Below are 12456 nucleotides of genomic sequence, written 5' to 3'. Positions count from 1 at the left end.
GCATCCGAACGAAATTGGAAACACAGCACGAAGTCGTCGATATATCGCACCATGCAGGCCTCACCACGAAGTCGCGGCTTGACCACTCGCTCGAACCACAGATCGAGCACATAGTGGAGATATACATTACTCAGCATCACGCTGACCGACCCTCCCTGCGGGGTCCCCTCTTCGCTTGGATGAACCTCTCCATTCTCGAAAACGCCTGCCTTCAGCCAGCGCCGGATTAAACTAATCAGGCGCTGATCTCCCACTCGATGTTCCACGAAGCGGAGCATCCACTCGTGACTTAAGCTCCCGAAAAAGTTCTTGAGGTCCGCCTCCAGCACCCACTCGATTTTCCCGCCAGCAATTCTCTCGTGGAGCGTTGCAAGCGCTTGGTGGGCACCTCTCCCGGCACGTCCGCCGAAAGAGCAGGGTAGAAAATCCTGCTCATAGATGGCAGATAGTACCTGAGAGACGCTTCGCTGGAGTGCCCGGTCCGCGACAGTCGGCACCCCGAGAGGGCGCATCTCCTGCTTTCCGGGCTTCGGGATGTAGACACGCCGTATATCTGGCGCGCGGTATCCTTCACGGTGAACAGATTGCAGCATACCTGCAATCCATTCCTCAAAACTCTCTTTCGCCTCCGCTACGGTCTGTCCATCCACTCCGGCTGCAGACTTGGCAGGTATCTGATTAAGATTCTCCCAAACCCGCTCCTTTGTGATGTGATGGGCCAGCGACGTAAACCGAAGCTTCGGTTCACACCGAGCTTTGACTGCTATTCGTTCGAGTCCTGTTGTCATGACTGGCTGATCTTCTCTTTGCATAGAAGGCCGAATCCTCCCTTTGGATGGAGCTCATGTTTCCCACGAACAGTTCAACTTCCGCTGCCCGCTTCCCCATGTAGCCGGCTCTCCCGACCTCGAAGTACTACCAGGCAGTCTGACTTCCGTCAGGCCTTCGGATCTTCCTCGCTGTTCAGCTTGTCGGACCCTACAAGCCAGGCTTGAGCCTGACGGCTCTCCCTTGTTCCCATGAAATCCCTTGGTTGCATGCTGACGGTACGAACCCCGGAAGCACCCCAGTACACTCGCCATGACGCATACTGAGCTTCTGCCTTCCCCGTTACGGGATAGGGTCGGCTACTTCCACCACGATCGATTTCGGGGCTAGATTGCCGTTTACTGCTGTTTCGGCCTGCAAACCTCCCTGTCTACGCTTCGCAATGGCCGTCTCCGGACATCACGCAAGACTTGGTACGCAGCTGCGAGCTAGGCTTTGCCGCGGCCTCCATTTCAGGAGACTGAACTTCATGAGTTTCAAGGCGCAACCCGTGCAATTCCGAATGTGCGATCGATCCGCTCACCCGATCATTTCTCGATACTGGATCAATTTCCTTTCGCCGCGCTTTGGTTAATGACTGCCGCGCCCGCCTCGCTTACAATCTCGTCCTGAGAATCCGCGCCCCCCGAACTGCCGATCGCGCCGATAATTACTCCCTTATCGATGAGTGGGATACCGCCTCGAGATGCGATAATTCCGTCGAAGGCAAGCAGATAGTTCAGGTGCATGAGCTGGATGCCGTCCTCGAAGACCTTGGTTGGACGCCGGAAGGTGGCAGCCGCACGCGCCTTGTGTTGGGCAATCTGGATGGAGGCAAGCATCGCACCGTCCATTCGTTCGAAGGCCACCAGGTTGCCGCCCGAATCTGACACGGCTACATTCATCTTCCAGTTCCGCGTCCTCGCCTCTGCCACGGCGGCGTGAATGACCGCCTCTGCTCGTTCCAGTGTTATCGAGAGCCCATAGGGCACATCGAATGGGATTTCACTTGGGACGACGTCAAGAGGATTCGACGACTCTGCCCGTGCTTCTATGGTGCTTCCCGATTTGCTGCTTAACATATATTTCCTCCAAGGGGTTAAGAAGCTGTGTCTGTAGATCCGCCCTCGCTACGCAGCTGTCTCGCTTGATCTGCCCGTCAGTGCCGCGTCGATTGATCACTTCTGCAACTGCTCAGCGAGCCAGTAATCGACACTGAGCTTTCCCGGACCAGAGCAAATCATCCAGAAAAGGATGAGCACGTACAGGACCTCCGGAAGGTAGAGCAGATTGTCGACCCACCCGAGGGGCGAAACGTTCTTAGGCATTGCGGAAAGCTTCGTGGTAAGAATGGCGACAACCATATCGACCAACAAGGCCACGCTGGCCAGGCTCGAGAGAAGCCCCGCAGCTACCAGGGATCCCCCAACGAATTCGACGCTCGACACGAAATAAGTCATGAGGTTTGGGAACGGGACTTTGGCCCTGGCGAGCGTTTCGTACATAGTTTGCCTGCTGCCAGCCACAAACAATTTTCTTCCCCCAGAGATGGCGAAGAACAGCCCGATGGAAACGCGCACGAGCAAAATGGCGCATTGCTCAGAATGAACGCTACCTAGCAGCACGAACTGCGCCAATCGTTTCCAGTCCATCGGTTGTTCCTCCACCGAAAGCAAGTACTTCAACGATGCCCAACGTCGCGTAGTCGAAGTCGCGCCTTCGGACTAGCGCGGGATTTCACCGAGGTAGTATCCGAGCCGATTCTCGACATCTCCAGGTTTGTGGAAGCCGCGCGCCATCAGGGCTTTGATTCCATTCTGCGCGGCGGGTCGTCCTAGCGAAGCGATGCATGCATCCCACCCCGCGCCGAGTTCAACGTCCGGCGGCAGGCTCGTGTTGACCAGGCGTTTGGTGTTAGCGATCGCCCATTTGTCGAACTTGGCGATCCGGGTCGCGAGCGCCTCTACGAATGCCTCCAGATCAGCGTCGGGCAAGGCGCGGTTCACATAGCCGTAGGCCTCCGCCTGGTCTCCTCTGATGTCTTCCGAACTCAGGAGTACTTCAAGCGCGCGGTTTCGTCCGATGAGTTGGGGCAGCCGGGCCATGGGGCCGCCGCCGGCGACCATCCCCACGCCCACTTCCCATTGCGAGATGATCGTCTTCTCGCGGCTGGCGAAACTCATGTCGCAGGCGAGCGTGATCTCGCTGCCGTTTCCCGTCGCGCGACCGCGAATGAGAGCGATAGATGCGACTGGTGCGCGAGTCAGACGCACGAGAAAGTCGGGCCAAGGTGGCAAACCAGTGGGGCCGTCCGGCATTGAGGTCAGATCCTCGAGCTTGGCTTCGAAATCGGAATGATTCAGAAAGTAGCCGTCGACTGCACTATCAAAGACCACGACCCTGACATCGTTGTCGGTCTCGATAGCATTGATGACTTCCTGAAACTCGCGGACCATCTCCGGACCCATAACATTGATGGGCGGGTTATCGATTGTGACGCGCCAATAGGCAGGCGACCGTCGGGTGATGCGAAGCTGTGCAGCTTTTGTCGATTCATTCGTCTGTTTGGGTTTCGTCGGTGCGGTCGTGGTTGCCATGGATTCTCCTCTGAAGTTGTTCTCGGAAACAGGGGCCGTATCTATTGAAAGCGCCCGATTTCGTCAATCACGATCTATTCGGCCAGAACAATATGTTTCGCACAATTGGACGTTGGTATGGCCAATACTTTCGTATCGCGTGCAATTGCGGCGCGAACCTACAACGCGATAAGGGAATGTAGACTGCACGGCTGGTTGCGCGGGAAATCACGCAGCGACCCGCTGCGCAGACCGATCTTCATGTGGCGCACCCAGGAAAGGGAATTCGGAAAGAAGGTCTTTATGGGGTCCCACGTTATCGCTGGTGATCTTGCCCTTCGTGAGGACGCCAAGGAAAACGTCAATCGCGTCGTCGGTGAGTGCGCGACCATTGTGCGGGAAGACCGCCGGCTGACTGGGATCGTAGAAGAGAATGTCTGGTAGCAGAGTACGTGCGACCCGCGTTGCTTCATCGGTCGAGTAGCCTCCGGTGTGTTCAAGCGAGTGAGCGAAGACCGGGATGAATTGAGCATCGTCTTTCGGCTCAGCTGGCAAGAAAATCAGCTTTGCGATCGCCTGCGAGGAAGACAGATTGCGAAGGACGAGGAGGTTGTTGAGGGCGCCCTCCGTATCGAAAAAGAAGGGGTCACTTCGCCAGCCCGCAAAGATACGGTAGTCGCCGGCCTCCGCCACACGTGCCGACTTGCCTGTCGAAACCGGGACTCCCTCGACGATAAGTTGACCGCCGCCGCCTGTTCCAGCAGCCTTTGCGCCATCGACACGATAGACCGCGGCGGTCAGCGAACCGCCGTTGGAAGAAGAGAAGCGGACTCGGTACCGGCCCGATGGCGTTTCCCAAAGCGACGGCGATCATGATCGATTTCTTGCGACGTCGCCATCGTATTCAATGTCGCGTTCCCTGTATCGGGTGATTTGTCGTTGAAGGTGGCTGATGTCCGAGTTTTCGATTTGTGATGAGCAACTCGCCTATGCATTGCTGCAGGCTCTTCAAATGGCCTTCCCACTCTCGCTCTTGTTCTTGGCGCCACTTCAGCTGCTGCCATCCAGCAACTGAGCCACTCGTCAGTTCCTGATACTGAAATCCTCCACCGCGATTTGAATTAGCGATTCTCGAAGTTGAAGACATGAGATAAATCTCCTTTTCAAGTGTTGCAAGCCTCTTGCAGTTCCCTTGGCAAAAACAGACTCCGATTCAACGTCTCGGATGCGCCGTGACTTGCTCATCTTTGTGATTAAGCCAGAAGCGAGAAAACGAATCCATTAGACGATGGTGTCGCCAATACCTTGGTATGAGCGGTCTGACGAATGGTTGAATGCTATAGAAAACCCCGCAGAAGATCGGTCGAATGTGAACGAGGGCTTATACGATCGGCAACAGGCCGAACGGGCAAATGAGTCTAGTTGGTCGCCCTGCGCAAAACTCTGCGCCTGTGACCGGTACCTTGGTATCTTCGATACCTTCGTCCAATAGATTTGTCGTTGCCCTTCTGCCAATCTCTTCTTGAACGGTCACTCGCTCTGAATCGAAAGGAGCACCAGGTGGACGAAAAGAATGGACTGAAAGAGGCCGAGCCCGTGAGGCCGCCGATCGCGCCAAACTCGCTTAGTGTGAACGTGTTTACGGCTCCGGGAAAGGCGATGGTCGGCGAGCGCCCAAAACCCTTTGGTGAAGCGCTTGGCTTTGACCCGATCACGTCAACCTTGATCTTCGGCGAGTACGATGCGGTTCTGGTGGACGCAATGGGGACGGTGGCTGAGGCCGAGGCCCTCGCGGATTGGGTTGCTCTGCACAACCGCAACTTGGAGACCATCTATATAACGCACGCCCATTTCGACCACTTCTACGGTCTGAGCGTTCTGCTCGACCGATTCCCAGGCGCTCGGGCGATCGCAACGCCCAAGGCGGTGGAGGGCATACAGATGTATTTGTCTCCCCCAGTGCAGCGGTTAGCCCGCCAAATGTTCCCTGGGCAAGTGCCCACGAAGTTGGTTGGACCTGAGCCCTATGAGCATGACACGTTCACACTCGAGGGCCAAGAATTGCGCATTATCGAGCAGGGCCGCACCGATAGTCCCGATTCGACGTCTCTCTACGTTCCATCGATTGGATTGATCGTCGCCGGCGACGTTGTGTACAACCAGTGCCGCATGTACGTCGGCGACACCACTCCCGAGAGCCGAAAGAATTGGATCGCTTCGCTTAACCGGTTAGCGGCGCTGAATCCGGCGATCGTTGTCGCGGGTCACAAGAAACCTGGCGCGCCCGACTCCCCCTCCGCGATCCAAGACACTAAGCGTTACCTCGAGGACTTCGATCGGCTGCAGAAAACCGCGACGTCCGACAAGGCGTTGTTCGATCAGATGACGGAGCTATACCCCCATTGGGTAGCCAATCAGTCGTGGCTGATGTTCGGATTCCCGCAGCCATAATCCACAGCTTTCGTTCCAACTTCAGAGAGGAGAAACAAAATGGCAACAGCAGGAAAAATCCTGGCACTCATCTCCAGCGGTCGAGGCTTGCCCTTGAAGGATGGCAAGATTTATACCGGCGCCGGCTACTACCTCAACGAAGTGACGGTTCCGGTTCGCGCCCTGATGAAGGAGGGCTACGAGATCACCTTCGCCAACCCCACAGGCAACACGCCCCAGGTGGATGTCCATTCAGAGGTCGCCGATTTCTTCGGCGGGGACAGGGCCAAGCTTGAGGACTATATGTTGTTCCGCGACAGCCTGCTTGGGCTCAGAGATCCGGTTCGCATCAAGGATGTCATCGCGTTGGGCCTGGATCAATTTGACGCTGTTTTCGTGCCTGGCGGCCATGGCCCGATGATCGATCTTCTGGATGATCCCGATGCCGGCATCGTGATGAGACACTTTCACGAGACATCGAAGCCAACGGCGGTGCTGTGCCATGGCCCGATTTCACTGCTCTCGGCTCTTCCGAATTCGAAGGAGTTCGTTGCGGCGCTGGCAGCGGGCGATGCGGCGGGAGCGCACGCAAAGGCTGCAGGCTGGATCTATGCCGGATATAAGATGACGATCTTTTCGACGGCGGAAGAGCAGCAGCGCGAGCCGCTTGAGATTGATGGCAAGGTTCTCTTCTACCCGGACTTCGCCTTGAGTACCGCCGGCGGCGACGTCAGTGTGCTGCCTCCATGGAAGAGCTACGTCCTGCAAGATCGCGAGTTGATCTCCGGTCAGAACCCGTTCTCGGATGAAGCAGTTGTGAAACTTCTTCTGTCGGCACTCGGCGCGAGGAAAAAGCGAGCCGCTTAGTGGGGGCTGGTTCCGTGGTTTCCCCTGCCGTAAGTCTATCCAGATTGGAGTGAGTCAATGAGCGTACAAGTGGAACAGAAAAGCTATGAGATGCCCCCGAAGGATGGGATCAGCATCGCGTGTTTTCTCACCGTGACGGACATCAACCGATCGCTTGATTACTACGAGAAGGTCTTCGGCGGTCGCATTCTCAGCAGAGGCGACGGCAACGCGCCTGGGTACCTTCAGCTTGCGAATATCTGGATGATTCTGAATGTTGGGGGCGGCCCGACTCCGGACAAGCCGACGGTAACGCTCAGTACTCCCGACCCGAATCACATCAACAGCTTTATGAATTTCCGCGTTGCGGATATTCAGGCGTGCTATGAATTATGGAAAAGTCGGGGAGCGGAGTTCATCACTGAGCCCATCTCCAAGTACGGCGAGATTCGGTGTTACATCCGCGATCCTGACGGCTACATTATCGAGGTTGGACAGAGCACGAACCTTACTTACGGGTAATGCCCAGCCGGATCGGATGCAGATGCGAACGCTTACTCATGGCCCACTCAAATAGGAGGGAACGATGGCAATTGTCAGTGGAGTTCACAGTTACGAAAAACTCACGGCGCCCGGTCCCGCAAAAGTGGAAATGAACCTGGAGGTAGTGGTCATCCCCGTTTCCGATGTTGACCGCGCCAAGGAGTTTTATGCCAAACTCGGCTGGCGACTCGATGCCGACTTCAAGTTCGATAATGGTTTCCGAGTCGTTCAGTTCACCCCACCCGGTTCAGGATGCTCGGTCCAATTCGGAGCCCGGATCTCCTCGGCGCCTCCCGGGTCTGCACGAGGCACCTACCTGGTCGTTGCCAACATCAACGCCGCGCGCAACGAACTCGCCGCTCGCGGCATCGAAATCAGCGATGTGTTCCACGCAGTGACACCTGGCGCGCAGTTTCAACCGGCGAGCACTGGCGGGCGAGTGGTGGGTCCACAGCCGGATCACGCAAGCTACACTTCCTTTGCAACATTTAGTGACCCGGATGGCAACGGCTGGCTACTGCAGGAGATCACGAAGCGCTTGCCTGGGAGGATTGAAGCGGAAGCAACAACCTACGCGTCATCGAATGACTTGGCCGAGGCATTGCGGAGGGCTGAGGCAGCGCACAGTCAACATGAATCACTGATTGGGCAGTCCGACAAAAACTGGCCGGCCTGGTACGCGAATTTCATGGTCTCTGAACAGCACGGCACAGAGTTCCCGAAATAGAAGGAGTCAAATCATGCGTTCCGACATTGTGCCCGGAGGCCATTTCCCCGACTACCAACTGCCGGATCACATGGGCACACTGCGCAAGCTCAGCGAACTTCAGGGCGACGACCCGCTGGCGGTTACGCTCGCCCGCGGCCACTATTGTCCGAAGGAGCACCAGCAGCATCTGGAACTCGCCGCGTTTTACCCTAAGGTCGCCGTGGCGTACACGCAGATCGTCACGATCTCAACGGATGACCACCACACGCTCCAGGAGTTTCGGGCATCGGTCGGAGCCCAATGGACCTTTCTTTCCGACCCTGGCCGAATCATTCAGAAAGACCTCGACATACAGGAGTACACCGATCCCGAGCACAATCCGATGATTCCGCACACACTCGTCCTCAAGCCGAGCCTGGTGATTCACAGTATTTATAACGGCTATTGGTTTTGGGGCCGTCCGTCGATCGCAGATTTGTGGCAAGACCTGCGTGCCGTCACCAGTGAAATTCGGCCGGACTGGGATCTAAGCAAACCCGGACTCCGTGAAGCCTGGAACTCCGGCGATTTCTCAAACTTCCACGGATGGAATAAACGCGCCGGCTCGTGAGCGGCTTCATCCCGGTAAAAGGAGTCCAAGACGTCGCTCTGTCTGTCTTATGGTTGTCCTCGGCGCGCATTATGACGAGAGCGCTTTGCTCGGTGGGTCGAAAGCCACGGCGGATTCAGACGTCAAATAGAGGAAGGTGAAGGTCTCCTGCAAATAGAGTCGAACACTGGTGTCAGTGTGACTCGAGTAGCCGATGGAGATGTCCTGCCCAAGGTGAAGATCGAAGTCGCCACCTCGAGTGGTGACGACGAAAGCACCGCTGATGGCGGGGGCCCAGATGATTTGGCCGTCGACCAGGCGTTTCACATGCTCGAGAACCGGATACCCGTAATCACTCGTCTCGGCAAGTTCGGTATAAGCATCGGCGCCGAGCAGGATAGAGTACGGTCCATTGACACCCACGAGACGCAACTGGCTCAAGGCCTGGGCAAAGGCTTCTGGATACTTGCGAACGTCGGCGGGAAGTGGCTTTTTGGGATTACTGGTGCCCTGCCGGATCCCGACAATTCCAGCGGCGGCGTAGCCTTCGAAGATGGCGCGGTCTTCGGCAAAGGCTAGTTTGCGCGCAGCGTCCTTTGCGGGCTGCCAGTCAGAGTCATTTGCGCCGCGCTCTACATCGTCAACCATCTGGCGATCAAGATCGAATGGAACGCGGATCTCGACAAGAGATCTTGCTTCGCGCTGTTGAGCGGTCGCACCGTCTCCGGGCGCCTCGATCGCACGCTGATGGCCTGTGGCCACTGCAGCCAACGCTGCGCCCGCAGGTCCTTGAACATCCGCAACGCGCCGACCGGCAAGATATCGCTTAATGGTGCGTGAAGTTTCTTCTTCAATCTGAGCCCAAGCAGCCGCAGAAATCGGCGCCAGCTCGCGATGCAGGTTATTCATGGAATCCGCCTCCTTTGAGAGAACCTATTCCGAGAGAACCATCCTTCGTTCCCACAGAGTTTGCGCCGGTTTCACTTAGTGTCGAGATCGGTGCGGCATTCTGCGCGACGCGCACAGGCGGTGCCGGCCGGTCAGGGGAAATACTATCGAGAAACGTGGACGTGGGTATGAAGAATAGATTTCCCGTGACCGGGGTGCTGAAGTCGAGGATGCGATCATAGTTTCCCGGCGGTCGCCCGATGAACATGTTTTCGAGCATCTCTTCGATCGTACGAGGCGAGCGGCTGTACCCGATGAAATACGTGCCGAACTCGCCGCGGCCGGGGCTCCCGAAGGGCATATTATCGCGCAGGATTTTTACTTCTTCGCCGTTCTTCTCGATGACGGTAAGGGCATTGTGTGCAGATGTGGGTTTGACGGAATCGTCCAATTCAATATCGGAGACTTTTGAGCGCCCAATGATTTTCTCCTGAGCTTCGGTAGAAAGATTATTCCAGGCTTCGAGGTCGTGAAGGTACTTCTGGACGATGACGTAGCTTCCGCCAGCGAAGGCCGGATCTTCGCCGCCAACGAACACCGCGTCTGCCGCCGAGTTGCCTGTGGGATTCTCGGTGCCATCGACGAAACCGAGCACATCCCGCTGGTCAAAGTAACGAAAACCCTGGACCTCGTCGGTGGTGCTAACGGCGCCGTTGAGACGAGTCATAATCTGCGCGGCCAGCTCAAAACACAAATCCATCTGCTTGGCGCGAATGTGAAAGATCAAGTCTCCCGGTGTAGAAACAGCATGTCGCGGTCCGGAGAGAATTTCCTCGAAAGAATGAAGTTCAGCAGGACGCGGCAAGCCGAAAAGCCGATCCCAGGCATCGGAACCAATCCCCATAATGCACGACAAGGCGCCATCGAGATTGCGAAAACCAACACTTCGAAGAAGCGCGGAGAGATCTGCACAGAGCGAAAGAACCGTTGAACGGTGATCGTCTCCGGGATTGATTGTGACCACAAGAAAAATGGCGACCTTCGTGAGCGGAGATGAAACGAGCTGCGAAAGAGTTAAGGCTGCCGACGCTTGCGACGTTTGCGAGTCCGATGCCATTCAATTCGCAACCTGTCAGAGAGAATTGCCGTCAAGAGAACTATATCCTGACCGCGAAGGAAGGCTTAAAGCTTCCACGACAAACTTTCTCATTTCGGCTGAAGCAGTGACTGCAGGACGACAGCCTCGTTGTGGACTTCATCTTTTGCCCCATAGAGCAGCGTAATGGGTCCCTCGGCTGCCTTCTTTCTCAGAATGTCGAGCAGATCAGCCTCCGATTTCAGTTCCTGACGGTAGCGGGCTTGAAACTCGGTCCACTTACTCGGATCATGGCCGAACCATTTGCGAAGCTCGGTGCTTGGCGCAATGTCCTTGAGCCAAAGATCGACCCGCGCCTTCTCCTTAGAAAGGCCCCGCGGCCACAACCGGTCGACAAGTATACGCGTACCATCCGTGCGCTCAGGCTCTTCATACACTCGCTTGATTTCAACCTTCAACGAACACATCCGTCCCCCGAGCTGCCTCGGACCTACACAGGCAATCTCAACAGAAATGAGGGAGGCAAAACAATTAGACGATGGTATCGGTCACGCTTTGGTATCGGTCAATCAACCCAATGGGAGTTGTGCCCTATGGTCTGACTCGATGCACCAACCAGCGCTTTGGCAGCTCGCTTGAATCCGTCTCGTTTAACGGTTTCTTCAGCACCGACGACTTTCACGAAGAGGTCGATACCAAGGTATCGTCGATACCATTGTCCGATTGTTTCGATTCCACGAATCGAGCCTAATCGGAAAAGCGCGAGAGAGGAACTGATCGCGCTGAAGCCGAGTCTTTCAAGGGGAGCAATCATGGGCGAAGCGATCATCCGGCACGGAACAGCCCGACAGGGGAAGGAGACCAAAGACGAAACGCCAAAAGATGTGGCTCGGCCGCACCAGCCTGGCGAATCGGTTTTCAAATCTACTCTGCCTGAGGAAATTGACTGGAAGCCATTCCCGGCTTTTCCACCTTCGGTGCGTCTGGCTGTTGTTGTCGGCACGCCTTCAGAGCGCGGCCCCTACACGATCAGGGTCAAAGTGCCACGTGGCGTCAAGTTGATGCCGCACAGGCACCCGGAGGATCGAGTCTACACAGTGTTATCGGGGGTCTTCTATATCGGGCTCGGGGATCAATTCGATGCCGATAAGTTGGAGGCTTACCCGCCGGGCGCCGTTATTGTGCTACCTGGTAACACGTCGCACTTCCACTGGGCGAAATCCAGTGAATACATCACCCAAATCACTGCGATCGGGCCACTCGGTATCGACTACCTCAAGCCGAAGGACGATCCGCGAACAAAGACCTCGTAAATCTTCAGACCATTAGCTCCTGACAGGCTGAAATGCGGGCCATCCATCGCCTCGGGAGAGACGGTAAAATGTAAGACCCGTGGATCAGATCCGGGAGGTTGCCACATGGAAAATGCTCGCGAAGCACTTGACCCAAATCAGGCTGCTCGGTTCAGAGAGGCACAGGTCGTCGACTGGACGGGGACGGATTTTCGTCCGGACCTCGCTTTCCCAAGGCTTTCCGAAGAGATGGTTGAGCGGCTCAAGCCCTACGGTCATGAAGAAACGTTTCCCCCAGATGAAACGCTCTACACCTATGGTGATCGCCACATCGATATGTTCGTCGTCCTCAAAGGTGGGGTGGATATTTTCCTGCCTACATCCGACCCCGGGGCGAAGATCTATAGGCAGCATCGCGCGTTTGACTTTACAGGGGAACTCAATCTTCTCAACTCGCAGCGGGTTGTCGTAGAGGCGCGCACCAGCAGTGAAAGCCGGCTGCTGCGGATTGATCACAGCCAGCTGCGGCAGTTGATGCGCGCAGAGGGCGACATCGCAAACCTCATTGTGCAGGCGGCGGTCTGGCGTCGCATCGGCATTATGAGGGATGCTTCGAGCGGCGTGGTCCTGATGGGCCAGCCGAATGATGCACAGACGACGCTGCTGCAACGCTTCTTTGT

15 protein-coding genes are annotated in these 12456 nt (G+C 56.3%); 7 read left to right on the top strand and 8 right to left on the bottom strand.

What is annotated here, in order from left to right:
* The 5 genes from WA354_RS09005 to WA354_RS08985 all read right to left on the bottom strand — a co-directional run.
* Positions 1-812: reverse transcriptase domain-containing protein (locus WA354_RS09005; protein WP_472812673.1), on the bottom strand; the 812-nt coding region annotated here is incomplete at its 3' end.
* 561 nt (positions 813-1373) lie between these two features.
* Complete coding sequence (locus tag WA354_RS09000; RefSeq protein WP_472812672.1) at positions 1374-1889, bottom strand: GlcG/HbpS family heme-binding protein; 516 nt, start codon at positions 1887-1889, stop codon at positions 1374-1376.
* 96 nt (positions 1890-1985) lie between these two features.
* Positions 1986-2459 (bottom strand): DoxX family protein, encoded by a 474-nt coding sequence (locus tag WA354_RS08995; protein ID WP_472812671.1) that lies wholly within the window; start codon positions 2457-2459, stop codon positions 1986-1988.
* Between the two features lie 72 nt (positions 2460-2531).
* Positions 2532-3404, bottom strand: a complete 873-nt coding sequence (locus tag WA354_RS08990) for an enoyl-CoA hydratase/isomerase family protein (protein ID WP_472812670.1) — start codon at positions 3402-3404, stop codon at positions 2532-2534.
* A gap of 207 nt (positions 3405-3611) precedes the next feature.
* Positions 3612-4076: a hypothetical protein gene (locus tag WA354_RS08985; RefSeq protein ID WP_472812669.1), complete on the bottom strand. Its 465-nt coding sequence runs from the start codon at positions 4074-4076 to the stop codon at positions 3612-3614.
* An 867-nt stretch (positions 4077-4943) separates the two neighbouring features.
* On the opposite strand from WA354_RS08985, the gene WA354_RS08980 reads away from it, so the two are divergent.
* The 5 genes from WA354_RS08980 to WA354_RS08960 all read left to right on the top strand — a co-directional run bounded on the left by WA354_RS08980 (position 4944) and on the right by WA354_RS08960 (position 8521).
* A complete protein-coding gene (locus WA354_RS08980) occupies positions 4944-5834 on the top strand; it encodes an MBL fold metallo-hydrolase (protein WP_472812668.1) in 891 nt (296 codons plus the stop codon).
* Between the two features lie 39 nt (positions 5835-5873).
* Positions 5874-6680: a type 1 glutamine amidotransferase domain-containing protein gene (locus tag WA354_RS08975; RefSeq protein WP_472812667.1), complete on the top strand. Its 807-nt coding sequence runs from the start codon at positions 5874-5876 to the stop codon at positions 6678-6680.
* Between the two features lie 57 nt (positions 6681-6737).
* Positions 6738-7181: a VOC family protein gene (locus WA354_RS08970; RefSeq protein WP_472812666.1), complete on the top strand. Its 444-nt coding sequence runs from the start codon at positions 6738-6740 to the stop codon at positions 7179-7181.
* A 64-nt stretch (positions 7182-7245) separates the two neighbouring features.
* Positions 7246-7929, top strand: a complete 684-nt coding sequence (locus WA354_RS08965) for a VOC family protein (protein WP_472812665.1) — start codon at positions 7246-7248, stop codon at positions 7927-7929.
* Positions 7930-7942: 13 nt separating this feature from the next.
* Positions 7943-8521: a redoxin domain-containing protein gene (locus WA354_RS08960; protein WP_472812664.1), complete on the top strand. Its 579-nt coding sequence runs from the start codon at positions 7943-7945 to the stop codon at positions 8519-8521.
* A gap of 69 nt (positions 8522-8590) precedes the next feature.
* Here WA354_RS08960 and WA354_RS08955 read toward each other — a convergent pair whose 3' ends face one another.
* The 3 genes from WA354_RS08955 to WA354_RS08945 all read right to left on the bottom strand — a co-directional run bounded on the left by WA354_RS08955 (position 8591) and on the right by WA354_RS08945 (position 10951).
* A complete protein-coding gene (locus WA354_RS08955) occupies positions 8591-9409 on the bottom strand; it encodes a family 1 encapsulin nanocompartment shell protein (RefSeq protein WP_472812663.1) in 819 nt (272 codons plus the stop codon).
* Entirely contained in the window at positions 9402-10505 is a 1104-nt protein-coding gene (locus tag WA354_RS08950; protein WP_472812662.1) for a Dyp-type peroxidase, read from the bottom strand. The genes WA354_RS08955 and WA354_RS08950 overlap by 8 nt, the downstream gene beginning before the upstream one ends.
* A gap of 89 nt (positions 10506-10594) precedes the next feature.
* The gene (locus WA354_RS08945; protein WP_472812661.1) at positions 10595-10951 is read right to left on the bottom strand and encodes a DUF488 domain-containing protein; all 357 of its coding nucleotides are present in this window, start codon (positions 10949-10951) and stop codon (positions 10595-10597) included.
* Positions 10952-11296: 345 nt separating this feature from the next.
* Here WA354_RS08945 and WA354_RS08940 point away from each other — a divergent pair, with 345 nt between their 5' ends.
* Both WA354_RS08940 and WA354_RS08935 read left to right on the top strand, forming a co-directional pair.
* Positions 11297-11797: a cupin domain-containing protein gene (locus tag WA354_RS08940; protein ID WP_472812660.1), complete on the top strand. Its 501-nt coding sequence runs from the start codon at positions 11297-11299 to the stop codon at positions 11795-11797.
* A 105-nt stretch (positions 11798-11902) separates the two neighbouring features.
* Positions 11903-12456, top strand: a 554-nt coding sequence (locus WA354_RS08935) for a cyclic nucleotide-binding domain-containing protein (RefSeq protein ID WP_472812659.1), incomplete at its 3' end; no start/stop codon positions are given.

Source organism: Occallatibacter sp. (assembly GCF_049802275.1).
Taxonomy (GTDB): Bacteria; Acidobacteriota; Terriglobia; order Terriglobales; family Acidobacteriaceae; genus Telmatobacter.
This window is presented reverse-complemented; position numbering and strand designations above follow the sequence as displayed.